Source organism: Pseudoalteromonas sp. NEC-BIFX-2020_015, from assembly GCF_012952265.1.
Classification (GTDB): Bacteria; Pseudomonadota; Gammaproteobacteria; order Enterobacterales; family Alteromonadaceae; genus Pseudoalteromonas; species Pseudoalteromonas neustonica.
On the sequence record NZ_JABCJL010000026.1, the window covers coordinates 1 to 17024 of the forward strand.

Here is a 17024-nt window from a genome sequence, read left to right on the forward strand (position 1 = left end):
TTTTGCCTTGCTTAGCTATCTAAAAAGAAAGTTAAGCTCGGCTGTTAGAACTCAATCTGTACGAGTGCCCACACAGATGATTGCTTTATATTGTTAAAGAACGTTGCGGTTAAAGTTAAACTTTATCCCGCTAGGGCTGCGCATATTACGCTTTCCACTTTTTTTGTCAACACTTAAATTTAAACTTTATAAAAATTCAAACCCAAGTTTTACTCGACTCACTGATTAACTCTTGCCCCGCTAAGCGTTGCTGTCTGCCGTCTCAGTGGGGTCGCATTATAGGGCGCGGCTGATTTTACGCAAGCGTTATTTGAAGAAAACTTGAAATAAAGTACTGTTCGTTCGGTTTACGAGCTAAACACCTTGAAAGTGCTAGTTTAGTGAGCAACATAGATCCATACTAGCCATTTTATTAGCTCTGCTGCTATCATCAGATTCAATCACTTTCATTTTATTAGGTGTTTTTATGACTATCCGTTCTTACAAGGGAATAACCCCTACTTTTAATCAATCTGTTTATATTGATGAGTCCGCTGTTTTAGTTGGTAATATAACGCTAGGTAAAGATAGTAGTGTATGGCCATTAGTCGCAGCACGTGGAGACGTTAACTATATATGTATTGGTGAACGTACTAATGTACAAGATGGCAGTGTGCTACACCTTACTCGTCCAAGTAAAAGTAACCCTGATGGTTATCCGCTTATCATTGGTGACGATGTTACTGTTGGCCATAAAGTAATGCTGCACGGGTGTCGGTTAGGTAATCGTATTTTAGTCGGTATGGGCGCTATTGTAATGGATAACGCGATAGTTGAAGACGATGTGATTATTGGAGGCGGTTCATTAGTCCCACCAAACAAACGTTTAGAGTCTGGTTTCCTCTATGTTGGCAGCCCAGTAAAACAAGCCCGCCCTTTAACAGAGCAAGAGCTGAGCTTTTTAAAAGTGTCAGCCATCAATTATGTTGAGCTCAAAGATGAATACCTAGCTGAAGGTTAATTCAGCACTGCAACAACAATCTCTCCCGCCGAGTTATACTCTTCATCTTCGATTAGTTGCTCGGCAATATCTTCATAGTCAAAACGTACAGCTTCAAAGTGCGCCTTAGCCGCTTGCTGATCTGCCAATGCTAGACTTTGCGTATCAATAACACATTTAACCATTAGGCCACTTACTTGGGCAAAAAACGTTAACTGCTGGCTTTGCACATTAAATTCAAATCGATCTATAAATTGAATTGCTTGATTCATATCAATTCTCCAGCTTTTAATGATCGCACAATAGGGAGTATTGCTGGCATTTTATCACGCCAAACAAAGTAAGCTTGTGCTGCTTGCCCAACGAGCATACCGCTACCATCGAGTACGCTAATATCGGCTTTGTAATCCTGTGCCCATTGCATAAACAGAGTGTTTTGTAGTGAATAAAACATATCATATACACATTTACAATTATTAAGGTGCTTTTTGTCGAGTGCTGGCAACTCACCCAACATACTACTAGATGTAGAGTTTACAATTAGTGAGTAATCACCTTCAGGTAAATCATCAAATCCATAGCCTGTCACTGCGCCATATTGAGCAAACAGCTGTGCTAATGCTTTGGCTTTTGCCGCGGTGCGATTGACGATGATGATTTCACTCGGCTGCTGTGCCAGTAATGGCAATACAACCCCTCGCGCCGCACCACCAGCACCAATCAGTAAAATACGTTTACCTTTAATAGCAACTTTATTTGCGAGCAAGTCATTAACAAAGCCAACACCATCGGTGTTATCACCTAATAAGCGGCCATCATCTAGCAGCTTTATTGTATTTACAGCACCGACAATGGTGGCAAGCTCAGTTCGCTCATCAACTAATTCATATGCTTGCTCTTTAAATGGCATAGTTACGTTGGCACCATTACCACCAGCAGCAAAAAAATCAGCAACCGCTATTTTAAAGCCATCTATTGGTGCTAGTATTGCCCGATAATCGATCTTCTCGCCCAATGAGGTTGCAAATTGCTTATGTATCGCAGGGGATTTTGAGTGTTTAATGGGATTTCCAAAAACTGCATATTTGTCCATATTCGAGCAACCTCTTTGTTTAGTAATATTACAGAGTAATTTACTGCTAATTAACGATGATAAAAACTATGATTAAACGACTTTTTTCTAAATCGAAACAACCTGAGCCACAGCAAGCACCTACTCCCGAAAAAACACCTTATCAAATGATGGGTGGAGAAGCTGGCGCGTTTGCACTTGCAAATAGATTCTACGACATTATGGCCACCGATGATTACGCTAAACCGTTATATGATATGCATCCTCAACCATTAGATCGTATTCGCCAAGTATTTTTTGAGTTTTTATCCGGTTGGTTAGGCGGCCCTGATTTGTTTGTAGAAAAACATGGTCACCCTATGCTGCGTAAACGCCATATGCCTTTTCCTATCGATCAAGATTTACGCGATCAATGGATGTATTGTATGGATAAAGCGTTAGATGCTGAAATTGATAATCCTTTATTACGAGAAGGGTTACGAAAATCATTGGCGCAGCTTGCCAGTCACATGATCAACCAGCACTAAAGCGATTTTAATCTTTTAAGTTTGCGCTATATCAATGTCGTACTCTTCTAAATACAGATAATAACGCTATCTTGTTTAGAAGAGTATTATGCGCGTGAAATCCATCCAACATAAAATTTATGCATTACTGGCAATCACCGGCGTGCTAGTACTTTTTGCAAGTATTTTCAGTAGTTCAAATCAGCAACATACCCTTGCCCAGGAAACAATTGCCAGCAACATTAAGCTACTTGCTGATAATTACTTTGATTCCATCAATACCATGATGCTCACTGGCACAATGGCGAATCGAGAAATACTAAGCAGCAAATTACGTAATCACCCAAATATTGAAGATGCCCATATAATCCGTAGCCCCATTGTAAACAAACTTTATGGCCCAGGCGCTGCAAACCAAGCTCCAAGTAACGACGCAGAGATTGCAGCACTTAATGGAAAAGAAGACCTTTTCATTGAACAACAGCAAAGTACGCGTTATATGACCTATTTAAAGCCGATGCTTGCAAGCAGTGATCATAAAGGAACGAATTGCCTTGGTTGCCATCAGGCACAAGAAGGTGATGTATTAGGGGTTGTAAAAATTAGTTATTCACTCGCAGATATTGAAACAAAAGTAACGCGAAATACACTTATCAATACAGCCCTGCTATCTACGCTTTTTGTAACTGCTTTTTTATTATTGGGTTTACTCTTTAGAAGAATATTCATTAAACGCCTCAATAACATTGATCGCATGATGCACCTAGCCACTAGCAATAATGATTTAAGCCTCAAAATTGAGGATAACAATAACGATGAGTTAAGCTCCTTAGCAAATAGCTTTAATCAGATGATAAGTGCCTTTAAAGAAAATATTGCGCAAGTGTCACATTCATCAAAAGTGTTGATTCATTCTGCCGAAGCCATTTATGCCTCTGTCGATGCGACTGAACAATCAATATTAAGCCAAAAACAAGGAACAGACTCTGTTGCGGCTGCAATTAATGAACTGGAAAGCTCATCTAACGAAGTTAAAAATACCACTCACTTTGCTTCAGAAAAATCGGAGAGTAGTAATGTGCTTGCACAACAGAGCTTACGCGTTGCTGAGCATACGCAGGTAAGCATAAATCAACTCGCTGACGATGTTCGTAGCGCAGCCCAGCAAGTAAGTCAGCTACAAGCTCAAACCTTAGAAGTGGGAAAAGTACTTGAAGTGATCAGTAGCATTGCTGAACAAACTAATTTACTCGCGTTAAATGCTGCAATAGAAGCAGCAAGAGCGGGAGAAGCTGGTCGAGGCTTTGCTGTTGTCGCCGATGAAGTTCGCACTTTAGCAACACGTACTCATGATTCAACAGACGAGATTAAACGCACAATAGATAAGCTACAATCAGAAGCCTCGCAAACCGTCACTATGATGAGTAACTCGTGTGAAGAAGCTGATGATAGGGCGCTACAAGTCAAAAAAGTTGCACAGGCTTTAAAAGATATTTCCTCTCAGATGAGCGAAATTAATCAGCTAAATGTACAAATTGCTGATGCAACAGAACAGCAAAGCTTAGCTGCTGAAGAAATTAATCAAAGTGTTGTGGCAATCAGTGATAATGCGGAGCGCTCATTAGTCGATGCCAACGACAATCAAAAAATAAGTGAAGAACTATTATCGCTAGCTCGCTCGTTGGATGAGCAGGTCAGACGTTTTAAATTAAATTAAGGTGCGGCGCTAAATCAATTAGCGCCAACTCGGTATTATAATTGCCAGTCTCGGGAAACTAATTGCTCCGGTTCACTACTTAGCCATGCTTGTGGCCTCAAGTAGAATTGGTAAAGCTGCGCTTCAGGACTTTCTGCCCCTGGCGTATAATTATATTCCCAGCGCGCAAGTGGCGGCATAGACATTAAAATAGATTCTGTACGGCCACCTGTTTGCAAACCAAACAACGTACCGCGATCCCACACTAAATTAAACTCAACATAACGACCTCGGCGATAAAGCTGGAAGTCACGTTGTTGCTGTGTGTACTCGTCGCTTTTACGACGTTCTATAATCGGCACATAAGCATCGAGAAAGCCATTACCAACAGCTTGCATTAAAGCAAAGCTTTGCTCAAAGCCATGCTCATTCAAGTCATCAAAAAACAAGCCACCCACACCACGAGTTTCATTACGGTGCTTGATATAAAAATATTCATCGCACCACTTTTTATAGCGAGGATACACGTCATCGCCAAAAGGAGCGCACAGATCATGCGCCACTTGGTGCCAATGCTTAACATCATCAAATACAGGATAAAAAGGTGTTAAATCGAACCCGCCACCAAACCACCAAATAGGTTCTTCGCCTTCTTTTTCTGCAATAAAAAATCGCACGTTTGCATGGCTAGTTGGTATATGCGGGTTTTTAGGGTGAATAACTAACGACACCCCACAAGCATGAAAACTACGTCCAGCGAGTTCTGGCCTATGCGCGGTAGCAGATGCAGGCATTGATGCACCAAACACATGAGAGTAGTTAACGCCGCCTTGTTCTATGATATTTCCATCACGAATGACGCGCGTTCGCCCTCCGCCCCCCTCTGCACGTTGCCAGCTATCTTCAACAAACTTAGCGTTCGCATCAGCGCGCTCTAAGCCTTCGCAAATAGTGTCTTGCAAAGCCATTAAATACGTTTTTACTTGTTCAAGCAGATTACTGTGCATATTCATCCTCTAAATATTTTACCGGTCATTACGTCTTTAATAGTGCTTGGCTGAGTTCGGCCACCTAATGGCTCATCAACATAAAACGCAACCTGTTGATCAAATTCACTCTTCGCCATTTCAATGCTGGTTACTGTATCTTGCCCTGATAAATTAGCACTTGTCGACACTAAAGGCTTACCAAGTTCTTGGCATAAACGCTTAACCGTTGGGTGATTTGTTACACGTACCGCAATGGTATCAAACTGCCCTGTTAACCATTTTGGTGTATTTTTAGCTGCAGGCATTACCCACGTAATCGCCCCTGGCCAACTAGAAAAAATATCAGCGCGTTTATCCATAGGAATTTTTGCGTCATCAACATATTTTAGTAACTGGCCATAATTATCAGCAATTAAAATTAAGCCCTTTTCGACTGGGCGTTGCTTGATCGCTAATAATTTTTCAACGGCGTGTTGGTCGTCTGGGTCGCAACCTAACCCATATACTGCTTCAGTTGGATAAACAATAACACCTCCTTGCTGCAAAGCAGTAAGGGCGGTTTTAGGCACAGAGGTTGAATCGGCCACAGGAATTCTCCACATACAAAAAGTTAAAGCTGCTAATTAGTCGCTCACCGTCAATTTATGCGAGCAGTTTTTCTGGGGGCATTGTAACACATCACTGTTCGCCATCTTCTTTTGTGTCATCACTGGCCACTGGCATTGTGGGCAAGTGTGTTCAATAGGTTTGTGATTTAAAGTGTACTTACAACTTGGGTAGCTGTTACATGAGTAAAAGGTTTTTCCAAATTTATTACTACGTGCAACTAGCTGCCCTTTAGTACATTTAGGACATGCAGGTAATACGTCTTCATTTTCTTTAGGCTCGTCATGGGCAATATAATGACATTCAGGGTAGCCTGTACAACCAATAAACATGCCATAGCGACCATTTTTAACCACCAGCGGGTTTGCACATTCAGGGCAAGGGCTATCTTCTAGAACCTTAATTTGCTGAGTATCATGCTGTACTAAAGAACGAATAAAGTCACATTTAGGGTAACTTGCACAGCCAAGAAAAGGACCTGACTTGCTATTACGAATAACTAACTCAGAACCACATTGAGGGCACACTTCGTACTCTTTTTCTAAGGCGTGCTGGTTTGCAGAGAAAAGTGAATGATCAATTTTGCTCATGTGTTTCCAAAGCGGTTGGTTAATTTTCGCCTAATATACCCAAACTAATTTAAGATACAAGCATACCCACCTAAATCCTCTAAAAGCACACGTATTGAAAAAGTCGATGTTTAATGTAAAACCTCAGCGGGCTCATTAAAAATAATTTTTTCCATTTGAGAATAAGCAAACTCGGAACCAGGCACATTAAATAGCACCATTAGTATTACCCATTTTAAATCATCAATCGTTATAAAAGGTTTATCTAAAGCACGTAAGCGATCCACGACCATTTCACGAACCGCACTATTTATAACCCCAATCTGCTCTATAAACATTAAAAAACCACGGCACTCAACACAAAGCATCTCACATTCACTCTCTGTAAAAATACGTACCGCATGTTGTGGATAAGCATTGAGATAAGGAATTTCATCACTGTGCTGTAGTTCAGCTAATTGCTCTAGCCAATTCAATGCTTTGTATATTTCGGGCTTATTGAAGCCCGCACGTAATAACTCATCTGTGAGTTCATTATGCTCAGCATAAATTTCAGCTTCACTATGAATATAATTTTCAAAGAGGTACATGAGGATATCGAACATGTTACTTCCCTTATATAAGTATCTATAATCTAGCGAACTCGGATATAGCCATCTAATACCCGCTCGACCCGGTCTTCAAGCTCAAGATCAAGTAAACGTGCTTGTACTTTATCTATCGGCCATTGGCTACGCTGAACAATTACATCGACTGCAGTCACTTCAAAACCTACACTACAAAGTACTTCGCATGTGGGTTCGTTAGTCGACGCTTTCTCTATATTATATAGACTGTTTTGACAGGAAAAGCTTACTTCATCTAAAATATCACTGACATTTTCGACTAATTTTGCCCCTTGCTTTATTAAAAAGTGACTTGCTTCTGATAGCGGGTTTTTAATTGAACCTGGCACAGCAAACACTTCTTTATTTTGTTCCAGTGCATAGCGGACTGTAATGAGTGAGCCGCTTTTAATTTGCGCCTCGACAATTAATACACCGAGTGATAAACCCGATATTATGCGATTTCGGCGCGGAAAATTATTACCATTAGCGGCTGTGCCAGGTAAAAACTCACTCACTAATAAACCATGTTCACATACTTTATCTGTAAGCAGCTTATGCCGTTTGGGATAATACACATCAACTCCTGTGCCAAGTACTGCAATCGTTTTACCGTTGCCCGCAAGCGCTCCTTTGTGGGCTGCACCATCAATGCCAAGTGCCATTCCTGAGGTAACAGTTAACCCTGCAAGAGTAAGCTGATGCGCAAACTCAGCCGCTATTTCTAGCCCTGATGGTGTAGCATGACGACTGCCAACAATCGCTATTTGTGGACTATTCAGTAGTTCTAAATTACCGCGGCAAAATAATAACAAGGGTGCACTAGCCACTTCTTTTAATAACGGGGGATATAAGGGGGAATCAAAATAATTAATTGCAGTTATATCTGATTGAGCAATTAATGTCTGATAGTAATCGACTTGCCGCCAATCAGTAGCAAGTAAGTTGCTAGCGATTTGTGAACTAAGGCCGCACTCTACTAACTGCTCGTGGTTAAGTTCAAATAAACACTCTAATGGCTGGTTTTGCGCTAGAGCCAGTAAAGTTTTAACGCCCAAGCCTTTACATAAATAAAAGGCAAGCCAGTGTGCTAGCTTGCCCGAAGAATTTTCCATGCTCTCTCCTTAGAGCACTCAAACCTGATTTAATTTATAACTGCAAAATCACCGATGCGGATTGGGTGCTGGTTTTTTACGATTAAAGCGTAGCTAACTTTTTCATGTACTTTAAATACCATTAGCTCGCCAACTTTTTCTTTTGGCATATGCCACACTGTAGAGTTTTTATCTGGCTCAACCCCAAAAAATTCATCGCTCTTTTTCATGAATTTTTCAAGGCTATTAGAATCTTCTTCATAGCGAGGGCCATTACGTCCATCAAACACTGTAGGTGATTGACGTTCAATATCTAAAATATGGCCTGCTTTAATATTCTGCTCTAAACCTAAGTTTAGCACTACAATATCCATTGTGCTGAATTCTCTTAATCTACTTGTTGCTGCAATAATGTTACCTGTAATCGGCTCATCTGGGCGCTGCATTTTAAAATAGGCAGGTAAGGCTTGCCCTTGCATTGCTGGCATTAAGAAATCTGTGGCTCTGATCTCCTGTTTAGCCTCAGTCACTTTAACAGAGGAAGGCACTCCTTGTGATAAATCACCTTCTCTGAATACGCGGCCTATACCCACTAATTGTGATTTATATGCCAGTGCTTTATTCGTCTCAGGATCAATATACGCTTTGCCTTTACGATAAATAGCATAAGCTTCATGCAATTTAAGCTCGCCTTTAACATACACAATATGACCTTCGGTGTTCATTTTAGTGTTTACATTAGCACCTAAAATATAAGGTTTTTCCGCTATCTCTTTTCTACTTAGCGCTTGCTCATAAGTCAAATAAGGGCGTAATAGTTCTAGTGGCAAAGTTGGGATTGCATTACGACCTTTTGGTGTAATTCGTCCATGTGGCGACAATTTTTTATAACCTGAATTAATCACTAAGCGTGGATTTCCGTGCTCATCATAAATCAAAGAAAGGGCATCGCCGGGATAAATAAGGTGTGGGTTATCAATTTGCGGATTCATTTGCCAAAGCTCAGGCCACAACCACGGCTTATTTAGATAGATAGCTGAAATATCCCAAAGCGTATCACCTTTTTTTACAACATACTGTTTTGGCGCATCTTTTTTTATATTTAACACATCGGCTACCGATGGAAATGCAGTACTTAGTGCCAACACTGCTGCGAATAATGGGTATTTCATTGAGCTTCCTTGTGGTGTTTTTTCATTATTATCAACCAAAACCTGTTAAAGGTGAACGCGAATGGCTAAAATAAGAGCATACAATACCCTAAATTAAGCACAAGTGAAAAAGGTTACTATGGCTAGGTTAGAAGTTTTAAGATTTCCAGATGAACGTTTACGTACAATTGCAAAAGAAGTAACGCATGTTGACGACCAAATTCGTCAAATTGTAAAAGACATGCTAGAGACTATGTACGACGAGAACGGCATTGGATTAGCCGCAACCCAAGTTGACATTCATCAACGCATTGTCGTCATTGATGTATCAGAAGAACGCAATGAACCCTTGGTGTTGATCAACCCAACGATTATAACCCAAGCGGGTGAAACAGTCAGTGAAGAAGGTTGTTTATCTGTACCGTATTCTTACGCAAAAGTTGATCGCGCAGAAACAGTATCTGTAAAAGCCCTTAATGAGAAAGGTGAAGAGTTCACTTTAGATGCTGATGAACTTTTAGCTATTTGCATCCAACACGAGCTTGATCACTTAATTGGTAAGTTATTCATTGATTACTTATCCCCGTTAAAGCGTCAACGTATTCGTAAAAAACTTGAAAAAGAAGCCAAGCTTGCAGCGCAATAAGTACCTTAGAATTAATTAGGAAGTTCAGTGACACAACCATTACGCATTATTTTTGCCGGTACGCCCGATTTTGCTGCGCGCCATTTACAAGCTCTTATCGATTCAGAGCATCAAATTGTTGGCGTATACAGCCAACCTGATCGCCCTGCTGGTCGCGGAAAAAAACTCAAAGCCAGTGAAGTAAAAGAACTTGCGCTGGCGCATGAATTACCTGTTTTTCAACCGTCCTCATTAAAAAGTGACGACGCACTCACTGAGCTAAACAACCTTAATGCCGACATTATGATTGTTGTTGCATATGGACTGCTGTTACCTAAAGCTATTTTAGATGCACCTCGCTTAGGCTGCTTAAACGTACATGGTTCAATTTTGCCACGCTGGCGCGGTGCTGCACCAATACAGCGTGCTATTTGGGCCGGGGATACTGAGACTGGCGTCACTATTATGCAAATGGATGAAGGCCTAGATACCGGCGACATGCTGCATATTAGCCGTTGCCCTATTGATGCTACTGAGACCAGTGCCAGCCTATACAATAAGCTTGCTGATTTAGGCCCAAGCGCACTCATCAACACCATCACTCAATTGGCTAATGGTGAAATTACACCACAAGTACAAGATGATGAACTGGCTAACTATGCTAAAAAGCTCTCTAAAGAAGAGGCAAACATTGATTGGACAATGGACGCTGCACAGATTGAACGTAACATTCGTTCATTCAATCCGTGGCCAGTGTGTTTTACCCAAATGGGCGAAAACACTGTAAAAGTATACCAAGCCAATGTTGTTGAACAAACAGGCCCTACAGGCACTGTTTTACAAAGCGATAAACACGGCATTGTGATTGCCTGTGGCACTAACGCACTTAATATCACGCAAGTACAACCACAAGGCAAAAAGCCAATGGCCATTACTGACTTTTTAAACGGCCGAGCAGACTGGGTAACTCCTGGTACAATATTAGGCGAAAACAATGAGTAAAGCTCCCAACGTACGCGCGCTTGCCGCCGAAACTTTATATAACGTCGTAGATAAAGGCGCATCTCTAAATCAAGAGCTGCCTTTTGCAAGCCAAGGTTTACCCCCTAAAGATAAAGCCTTATTACAGCAAATTTGTTACGGTGTACTGCGTTATTTGCCAAGCTTAGAGAATTATTGCCAGCATTTAGTTGAACAACCTCTCAAGGGAAAGCGCCGTATATTCCAGTTTTTGCTGTATGTTGGCATTTACCAACTACAACATATGCGTGTTCCACCTCATGCAGCTATCAGTGAAACAGTAAATGCTTTAGAGCAGCTAAGAGCTCTGGGTCTAAAAGGTTTGATCAACGCTATATTACGCAGCTTTCAGCGCCAGCAAGAAGAGCTAGAAGAAAAAGCCAAACAAATTCCGGTCTGTTTATACAACCACCCAAACTGGTTTATCAAACAAGTTACCGAAGCGTACCCTGACTCTTGGCAAGCACTGTTAGAAGCCAACCAACAGCAAGCACCAATGTGGTTACGTGTTAATCAAGCGCAATATAACACAGCTGAATATAGCGAGATGCTTACAGCCAATGATATCGCACACACATTAAATGCTGACTTTCCTGATGGCATTAAGCTAGATAAACCACGAGATGTTTTCTCATTACCCGAATTCGACACCGGCGCATGTTCAGTACAAGATGCTGCAGCACAATTAGCGGCACGCTTTTTAGATCCAAAAGCTGAAGAGCACATTTTAGATGCGTGTGCTGCCCCTGGTGGTAAAACATGTCATATTTTAGAGCTTGCTGATGCCGACGTACTTGCTCTTGATTGCGACGAAACACGCCTTGAGCGCGTAAAACAAAACCTTGTCCGTATTGGTCTAGGTGCTGATTTACAATGTGCTGATGCTTCTCAACCACACAAATGGTGGGACGAACAACAGTTTGACCGCATTTTATTAGATGTCCCTTGCTCTGCAACAGGCGTGATCCGCCGCCACCCTGACATAAAATGGTTGCGCCGTGCCTCTGATATCAATGATCTTGCAACATTACAAGGTGATATTCTAAATAACATTTGGCCGTTACTTAAGCCCGGTGGTACCTTAATTTATGCAACGTGCTCGGTATTACCACAAGAAAACCAATTACAAGTTGCTAAGTTTTTAGCAAACAACAATGACGTTGAGCATATTCCGCTACATGATAACGACACGCCAGCAAACCCAGGTCTGCAATTGCTGCCCGGTGAAAGCGACGGTTTCTATTATGCCAAACTTGTAAAAAAACACTCATAAGAAGCTCAAGTAAACCATGAAAATAATCATACTCGGTGCTGGACAAGTAGGCGGAACGCTCGCTGAAAACCTCGTAGGTGAACAAAACGAAATCACGGTTGTTGATATTGATGGCAACCGTTTACGTGAGTTGCAAGATAAGTACGACCTGCAAGGTGTGACAGGACACAGTGCACACCCAGACGTACTACGCCGCGCCGGTGCGGAAGACGCCGATATGATAATAGCAGTGACCAGTTCAGATGAAGTGAACATGGTCGCTTGCCAAGTTGCTTACAGTATATTTAAAACGCCCACTAAAATTGCACGTATTCGCTCAGAGCAATACCTAAAGTACCGTGAAAAGTTATTTCAAAATGATGATTTACCGGTTGATCACTACATTGCACCCGAGCAATTGGTCACCAAGTATATTCGTCGCTTGATTGACTACCCAGGGGCTTTACAGGTTTTGCAGTTTGGTGATGGCATGCTCTCGTTAGTGGCTGTTAAAGCATACTACGGTGGCTTATTGGTTGGTTATGCGCTATCAGCCTTAAAAGAGCATATTCCTAACGTTGAAACGCGTGTTGCTGCCATTTATCGCCAAGGTAAAGCAATAAAGCCACTCGGCACCACCGTTATTGAAGCAGATGATGAAGTATTCTTCCTCGCTGCAACTAAGCACATTCGAGCAGTAATGAATGAGCTACAGAAGCTCGAGCGTTCATACAAAAAAATTATGATCGCAGGTGGCGGTAATATCGGTGCAGGGCTTGCCCGTTCACTTGAAAAAAATCACAGTGTAAAGTTACTCGAACGCAGTAAAGAGCGTGCCGAGCAGCTGTCTGAAATGCTCGATAACACCGTGGTGTTTTGTGGGGATGCATCCGATCAAGAGCTGCTATCGGAAGAGCACATAGAACAAGTTGATGTGTTTATTGCGGTGACTAATGACGATGAAGCAAACATCATGTCGGCCATGCTTGCCAAACGCATGGGTGCACAAAAAACCATGGTGCTTATTCAGCGCGGTGCGTATGTTGATTTAGTGCAAGGTGGTGAAATTGATATCGCCATTTCACCGCAACAAGCAACAATTTCAGCGCTGCTTACTCATGTTCGCCGTGGTGACATTGTAAATGTGTATTCTTTACGTAAAGGTGCGGCAGAAGCGATTGAGGCTGTTGCCCATGGCGACGAAAACACATCAAAGGTTGTAGGGCGTGCAATTGCTGATATCAAGCTTCCTGCAGGGACTACTATTGGTGCAATCGTTCGTAACGATGATGTATTAATTGCGCACGACGACACGGTTATTCACTCTGGTGATCACGTTATCATGTTTTTAATTGATAAAAAGCATATCAACGTCGTTGAAAAACTATTCCAAGTAAGTGCGATTTTCTTATAAGAAAATATGCTTTATATACCGGTTCAATTAAAAAAAAGCAGCTCAAGTTAAGCTGCTTTTACGTATATGAAGTGTTCATTTTATTTTCCGCTAAGGAAAGCTTATTGTGCCTTGGCGAATTCTTCTTTTGATAACTCACCGTTTTGATCAGTATCTAAGTCTGCAAATATCTCTACAAGGCGTGTATTTACCGATGCCTCTTCTTTGGTAATAGCACCATTACCATCGGTATCAAATGATTCAAAGGTAACCGCAGCAAATGCTGCTGATGAAGCTGCAAGGGCCAAAATAGCAAATGTTGTATTAATATGTTTCATCGTTTTATTCCTCATAAATAAAAAGTAGTATTTTTACTTTTCATTATATTGGTATCGAAAATCTCTTTAAGAAATCACTTTATAAAAATTAAGCTTTTGCAAACTCTTCTACAGAAAGCTCACCATTCCCATCGGTATCTAGTTCAGAGAATAAGCTCATTAGCTCTGCATCCACTGATGCTTCGCTTTGGCTGATTGCGCCACTGCCATCAACATCTAACGTGTCAAAGTCGGTTGCAGCGAATGCTGCTGAAGATGATGCTAATGCGATAAGTGCCAATGTTTTATTTAATGTATTCATAGTTATATTCCTTCAAATTTACAATGCTTGGTTTCAAGCTCGCCAGCTAAACGCTGGCACTAAGGTTAACGTTACGCGTTCGAGAACTCTTCTTTTGAAAGCTCACCGTTACCGTCGGTATCTAATTCGGCAAATTTGCTCATTAAATCTGCATCCACTGATGCTTCGCTTTGGCTGATTGCGCCACTGCCATCAACATCTAACGTGTCAAAGTCGGTTGCAGCGAATGCTGCTGAAGATGATGCTAATGCGATAAGTGCTAATGTTTTATTTAATGTATTCATCGTTATATTCCTTCAATATTTATGTTTACGAACGCTATATAAACTACCGGGGGCAATCTCATTTCGTTCAATACAAGCTAGCTATTACAACTTCGATGCCAACTATAAATAGTTGTTTAAAATCATGATGTTGATAGTTGAAAAGGAAGAATAAAAAGGTTTAACCACTCTTTTTTGTGGCCAATTAGCAACAAGTCACTTTACATAAAAATTAAATCAATAATAATCAATAGCTTAGTTTTTTAATAAATGACACAGTTTTATCTTTCATACGCTTTTTTAGCTCACTTTTAGAGTGTCTAAAATCGTATTGCAACTGAATAGCCATAGTTTAAAAAATAAACCTGTAAAACAATAAACTTAAGCCTTTGATTTTAATTGATTTGAAAATATATTTTAACAGAAAAGAAAATAACGGAGCTGGTTTTTGCTTAAAAGTGTGGTTTGTTGCCATTGTGCGAAATCACAATGGCAAAGCGGTTAAATTTTGCTTATAACCGAGTGTCTCTAAAATAAACAATGTCAGTGACTATTTTAGTTTTTACTGAGTTGGCAATAAAACACAATTCATGCGCTTGGTGATGAAAAGATTCCAGTTCCTCAAAGCTCAACGCTTGCCCCTCTGACGGTGTTACCTTCGGCTTTAATGTAACCAGTGTCATAGCGACTTTACCCGCATCGTCTTTTTCCATCACGCCGACAGCATTATCAATATAACTATCAATTTTAATTTTATGTTTTGCAGCAATAGATAAAAAGAACAACATATGGCAGCTCGACAACGAAGCGATAAATGCCTCCTCTGGATCGACATTTTCAGCAACCGAATACGGTAGTGGCACTATATGCGGAGAAGATGATGCCGCCACGCTTAAACCACCATCAAACTCCCACTGATGAGATCGACTGTATTTGTTATCTATAAACAATTCATCCGCTTTGCGCGTCCAGTCAATTTTCACTTGATACTCTGACATTTCAATTCCTCTTATTTAGATCACCCACGAAAATGCACTTAGCCACAATAGCTGAATACCATAAGATACACGCTGATAAACCCCTGCGTGCTTTCTTTCCTTAAACGCTTTAGCCAACAACACTAAAAAGTAAATTGTAAATCCGGCCGACACCGCTGAAAACCACCGAAAAATAACCGACACACTCTCACTAAAAACCACCAACAACGGCGCAATTAGCAATGAAAGTAACATAATAAAACCAGCCCAAGAGTGGATATTACAACTCACAGTTGGCGTTTTTATATAAGGATCTGCATCCATAGGGAAATAACCAGCCACCCAAGTTCCTATACCATGAACAATGACTAGCCAAGCAACTAGATTAATGAGAATAGATGCATCATCAAATGCAAGAACATGCCAGCCAAATAGGCAAAAAAGTATGCCTAGTGGGTAATTATTTATAAGGGGAGATAATTTTTCTGTGGGGCTACCAGTGGCACCAAGCTCACTGCAAAATTGTTTTCTATGACTGTAATTTGGGTAAAACCGACCAGCCACATAAACACCTACCACAATCCATATACTGGCTATAATTGCGGCGTACGAAGAAATTAGCGATAACATTACTCACCTCCATGTATGAATTAACGCCTTGATAATAAACTTATTTTCCAAACCTGTATACCCAAGCCACCTCAATATGCGAGCGTCGCTTTTAAACCAACCCTCTGGGCGTTTCATAGGCGCTTACTCTCTACGTTGTTACTTCTTAAAAGGGACGACCATTATTGCAAAGTAACGCCTTGATATTAAGCCCCTGTGGAACGCTGAATTCTGCATCTTGAGGTGGTTTGGGTATAAACGTTCGATAAACAAACAAAAAAGCAGCCAGGAGGGTGGCTGCTTTAGAGTAAAATGATCAGGGAAGAATCAATTTTAAAAAATCATATTATGCTTTAGAGAACTCTTCTTTTGATAACTCACCGTTTTGGTCAATATCAAGCTCTGTAAATTTCCCCATAAGTTCGGCATCAACTGATGCTTCGCTTTGGCTTATTGCGCCATTGCCATCAACATCTAGCGTGTCAAAGTCGGTTGCAGCGAATGCTACTGAAGACGATGCTAATGCGATAAGTGCTAATGCTTTATTTAATGTGTTCATAATTAATATTCCTTCAATGTACTATCAAAAAATTGGTTTCAATACTGGTTAAAGCCGTCCTTGCTATCCTTTATCATAGGTTCCTTTCCCATTTAGGTTGTCTTTGGCAACTCAGGATAAACTAAGTATTCGGTATTAAGCTTGTGAAAACTCTTCTTTTGATAACTCACCGTTTTGGTCAGTATCAAGTTCTGCAAACTTTGCAGAAATAGTCGCATCAACTGATGCTTCTTGCTGGCTAATCACGCCATTACCATCAACATCTAGCGTGTCAAAGTCGGTTGCTGCAAATGCTGCTGAAGACGATGCGAATGCGATAAGTGCTAATGTTTTATTTAATGTGTTCATAATAAATATTCCTTGTAGATAAATTAAGAATGGAAGTCCTTTTCAGAGATCCCTTTAGTAAAAGAATGCCTA

At 40.8% G+C, this 17024-nt stretch carries 22 protein-coding genes; 7 read left to right on the forward strand and 15 right to left on the reverse strand.

Translation table 11 applies throughout. The features are described 5' to 3' along the window. The first annotated feature begins 466 nt into the window (after positions 1 to 466). Positions 467 to 1000 carry a gamma carbonic anhydrase family protein gene (locus HH219_RS16905; protein WP_054206552.1) on the forward strand — a complete coding sequence of 178 codons (534 nt, stop codon included), beginning with the start codon at positions 467 to 469 and terminating at the stop codon, positions 998 to 1000. Here the strand turns inward: HH219_RS16905 and HH219_RS16910 are convergent. Together HH219_RS16910 and aroE are read right to left on the reverse strand one after the other, a co-directional pair. Then, positions 997 to 1251 (reverse strand): DUF1488 domain-containing protein, encoded by a 255-nt coding sequence (locus tag HH219_RS16910; RefSeq protein ID WP_054206553.1) that lies wholly within the window; start codon positions 1249 to 1251, stop codon positions 997 to 999. The genes HH219_RS16905 and HH219_RS16910 overlap by 4 nt on opposite strands. Further along, positions 1248 to 2072, reverse strand: coding sequence for a shikimate dehydrogenase (aroE, locus tag HH219_RS16915; protein WP_169328138.1), 825 nt, complete (start codon positions 2070 to 2072; stop codon positions 1248 to 1250). The genes HH219_RS16910 and aroE overlap by 4 nt, the downstream gene beginning before the upstream one ends. Positions 2073 to 2140: 68 nt before the next feature. On the opposite strand from aroE, the gene HH219_RS16920 reads away from it, so the two are divergent. Together HH219_RS16920 and HH219_RS16925 are read left to right on the forward strand one after the other, a co-directional pair. Then, positions 2141 to 2578 carry a group II truncated hemoglobin gene (locus HH219_RS16920; protein WP_054206555.1) on the forward strand — a complete coding sequence of 146 codons (438 nt, stop codon included), beginning with the start codon at positions 2141 to 2143 and terminating at the stop codon, positions 2576 to 2578. An 88-nt stretch (positions 2579 to 2666) separates the two neighbouring features. After that, on the forward strand, positions 2667 to 4274 hold the full coding sequence (locus tag HH219_RS16925; protein WP_054206556.1) for a HAMP domain-containing methyl-accepting chemotaxis protein: 1608 nt from the start codon (positions 2667 to 2669) through the stop codon (positions 4272 to 4274). A gap of 35 nt (positions 4275 to 4309) precedes the next feature. Here the strand turns inward: HH219_RS16925 and hemF are convergent, their stop codons facing one another. The 6 genes from hemF to HH219_RS16955 form a co-directional block, all read right to left on the reverse strand. Next, entirely contained in the window at positions 4310 to 5260 is a 951-nt protein-coding gene (hemF, locus tag HH219_RS16930) for an oxygen-dependent coproporphyrinogen oxidase (RefSeq protein ID WP_169328139.1), read from the reverse strand. A gap of 2 nt (positions 5261 to 5262) precedes the next feature. Next, positions 5263 to 5829: an L-threonylcarbamoyladenylate synthase gene (locus HH219_RS16935; RefSeq protein WP_082355725.1), complete on the reverse strand. Its 567-nt coding sequence runs from the start codon at positions 5827 to 5829 to the stop codon at positions 5263 to 5265. Between the two features lie 36 nt (positions 5830 to 5865). Continuing rightward, a complete protein-coding gene (locus HH219_RS16940) occupies positions 5866 to 6438 on the reverse strand; it encodes a topoisomerase DNA-binding C4 zinc finger domain-containing protein (protein WP_169328140.1) in 573 nt (190 codons plus the stop codon). Positions 6439 to 6548: 110 nt separating this feature from the next. Continuing rightward, complete coding sequence (locus HH219_RS16945; RefSeq protein WP_054206560.1) at positions 6549 to 7022, reverse strand: DUF494 family protein; 474 nt, start codon at positions 7020 to 7022, stop codon at positions 6549 to 6551. 29 nt (positions 7023 to 7051) lie between these two features. Then, a complete protein-coding gene (dprA, locus tag HH219_RS16950) occupies positions 7052 to 8137 on the reverse strand; it encodes a DNA-processing protein DprA (protein WP_169328141.1) in 1086 nt (361 codons plus the stop codon). Between the two features lie 29 nt (positions 8138 to 8166). Next, positions 8167 to 9288: a LysM domain-containing protein gene (locus tag HH219_RS16955; RefSeq protein ID WP_064435992.1), complete on the reverse strand. Its 1122-nt coding sequence runs from the start codon at positions 9286 to 9288 to the stop codon at positions 8167 to 8169. A 118-nt stretch (positions 9289 to 9406) separates the two neighbouring features. On the opposite strand from HH219_RS16955, the gene def reads away from it, so the two are divergent. From def to trkA, 4 genes are read left to right on the forward strand one after another with little or no spacing between them, the layout of a single operon-like run. After that, complete coding sequence (gene def / locus HH219_RS16960; RefSeq protein WP_054455816.1) at positions 9407 to 9913, forward strand: peptide deformylase; 507 nt, start codon at positions 9407 to 9409, stop codon at positions 9911 to 9913. Positions 9914 to 9940: 27 nt separating this feature from the next. Further along, positions 9941 to 10894: a methionyl-tRNA formyltransferase gene (gene fmt, locus HH219_RS16965; RefSeq protein ID WP_054206564.1), complete on the forward strand. Its 954-nt coding sequence runs from the start codon at positions 9941 to 9943 to the stop codon at positions 10892 to 10894. After that, positions 10887 to 12185 carry a 16S rRNA (cytosine(967)-C(5))-methyltransferase RsmB gene (gene rsmB, locus HH219_RS16970; protein WP_054206565.1) on the forward strand — a complete coding sequence of 433 codons (1299 nt, stop codon included), beginning with the start codon at positions 10887 to 10889 and terminating at the stop codon, positions 12183 to 12185. Before fmt ends, rsmB begins: the two co-directional genes overlap by 8 nt. 16 nt (positions 12186 to 12201) lie before the next feature. Beyond that, positions 12202 to 13578, forward strand: a complete 1377-nt coding sequence (gene trkA, locus HH219_RS16975) for a Trk system potassium transporter TrkA (RefSeq protein ID WP_054206566.1) — start codon at positions 12202 to 12204, stop codon at positions 13576 to 13578. A gap of 101 nt (positions 13579 to 13679) precedes the next feature. Here the strand turns inward: trkA and HH219_RS16980 are convergent, their stop codons facing one another. The 7 genes from HH219_RS16980 to HH219_RS17010 all read right to left on the reverse strand — a co-directional run bounded on the left by HH219_RS16980 (position 13680) and on the right by HH219_RS17010 (position 16952). Continuing rightward, the gene (locus HH219_RS16980; protein WP_169328142.1) at positions 13680 to 13895 is read right to left on the reverse strand and encodes a calmodulin; all 216 of its coding nucleotides are present in this window, start codon (positions 13893 to 13895) and stop codon (positions 13680 to 13682) included. A gap of 88 nt (positions 13896 to 13983) precedes the next feature. After that, positions 13984 to 14196, reverse strand: coding sequence for an EF-hand domain-containing protein (locus HH219_RS16985; protein WP_054206568.1), 213 nt, complete (start codon positions 14194 to 14196; stop codon positions 13984 to 13986). 71 nt (positions 14197 to 14267) lie between these two features. Then, the gene (locus tag HH219_RS16990) at positions 14268 to 14480 is read right to left on the reverse strand and encodes a calmodulin (protein WP_054206569.1); all 213 of its coding nucleotides are present in this window, start codon (positions 14478 to 14480) and stop codon (positions 14268 to 14270) included. A gap of 491 nt (positions 14481 to 14971) precedes the next feature. Next, the gene (locus tag HH219_RS16995) at positions 14972 to 15457 is read right to left on the reverse strand and encodes an OsmC family protein (RefSeq protein ID WP_054206570.1); all 486 of its coding nucleotides are present in this window, start codon (positions 15455 to 15457) and stop codon (positions 14972 to 14974) included. A 15-nt stretch (positions 15458 to 15472) separates the two neighbouring features. Next, a complete protein-coding gene (locus tag HH219_RS17000; protein WP_169328143.1) occupies positions 15473 to 16066 on the reverse strand; it encodes a DUF998 domain-containing protein in 594 nt (197 codons plus the stop codon). Between the two features lie 325 nt (positions 16067 to 16391). Further along, positions 16392 to 16604, reverse strand: coding sequence for a calmodulin (locus HH219_RS17005; protein WP_054206572.1), 213 nt, complete (start codon positions 16602 to 16604; stop codon positions 16392 to 16394). A gap of 135 nt (positions 16605 to 16739) precedes the next feature. Then, on the reverse strand, positions 16740 to 16952 hold the full coding sequence (locus HH219_RS17010) for a calmodulin (RefSeq protein WP_054206573.1): 213 nt from the start codon (positions 16950 to 16952) through the stop codon (positions 16740 to 16742). Positions 16953 to 17024: the final 72 nt, after the last annotated feature.

Bases quoted from the DNA above. Each gene is read 5' to 3' on its own strand.
- HH219_RS16905 (WP_054206552.1), top strand. From the start codon at position 467: ATGACTATCCGTTCTTACAAGGGAATAACCCCTACTTTTAATCAATCT.
- HH219_RS16910 (WP_054206553.1), bottom strand. From the start codon at position 1,251: ATGAATCAAGCAATTCAATTTATAGATCGATTTGAATTTAATGTGCAA.
- aroE (WP_169328138.1), bottom strand. From the start codon at position 2,072: ATGGACAAATATGCAGTTTTTGGAAATCCCATTAAACACTCAAAATCC.
- HH219_RS16920 (WP_054206555.1), top strand. From the start codon at position 2,141: ATGATTAAACGACTTTTTTCTAAATCGAAACAACCTGAGCCACAGCAA.
- HH219_RS16925 (WP_054206556.1), top strand. From the start codon at position 2,667: ATGCGCGTGAAATCCATCCAACATAAAATTTATGCATTACTGGCAATC.
- hemF (WP_169328139.1), bottom strand. From the start codon at position 5,260: ATGCACAGTAATCTGCTTGAACAAGTAAAAACGTATTTAATGGCTTTG.
- HH219_RS16940 (WP_169328140.1), bottom strand. From the start codon at position 6,438: ATGAGCAAAATTGATCATTCACTTTTCTCTGCAAACCAGCACGCCTTA.
- HH219_RS16945 (WP_054206560.1), bottom strand. From the start codon at position 7,022: ATGTTCGATATCCTCATGTACCTCTTTGAAAATTATATTCATAGTGAA.
- dprA (WP_169328141.1), bottom strand. From the start codon at position 8,137: ATGGAAAATTCTTCGGGCAAGCTAGCACACTGGCTTGCCTTTTATTTA.
- HH219_RS16955 (WP_064435992.1), bottom strand. From the start codon at position 9,288: ATGAAATACCCATTATTCGCAGCAGTGTTGGCACTAAGTACTGCATTT.
- def (WP_054455816.1), top strand. From the start codon at position 9,407: ATGGCTAGGTTAGAAGTTTTAAGATTTCCAGATGAACGTTTACGTACA.
- rsmB (WP_054206565.1), top strand. From the start codon at position 10,887: ATGAGTAAAGCTCCCAACGTACGCGCGCTTGCCGCCGAAACTTTATAT.
- trkA (WP_054206566.1), top strand. From the start codon at position 12,202: ATGAAAATAATCATACTCGGTGCTGGACAAGTAGGCGGAACGCTCGCT.
- HH219_RS16980 (WP_169328142.1), bottom strand. From the start codon at position 13,895: ATGAAACATATTAATACAACATTTGCTATTTTGGCCCTTGCAGCTTCA.
- HH219_RS16985 (WP_054206568.1), bottom strand. From the start codon at position 14,196: ATGAATACATTAAATAAAACATTGGCACTTATCGCATTAGCATCATCT.
- HH219_RS16990 (WP_054206569.1), bottom strand. From the start codon at position 14,480: ATGAATACATTAAATAAAACATTAGCACTTATCGCATTAGCATCATCT.
- HH219_RS16995 (WP_054206570.1), bottom strand. From the start codon at position 15,457: ATGTCAGAGTATCAAGTGAAAATTGACTGGACGCGCAAAGCGGATGAA.
- HH219_RS17000 (WP_169328143.1), bottom strand. From the start codon at position 16,066: ATGTTATCGCTAATTTCTTCGTACGCCGCAATTATAGCCAGTATATGG.
- HH219_RS17005 (WP_054206572.1), bottom strand. From the start codon at position 16,604: ATGAACACATTAAATAAAGCATTAGCACTTATCGCATTAGCATCGTCT.
- HH219_RS17010 (WP_054206573.1), bottom strand. From the start codon at position 16,952: ATGAACACATTAAATAAAACATTAGCACTTATCGCATTCGCATCGTCT.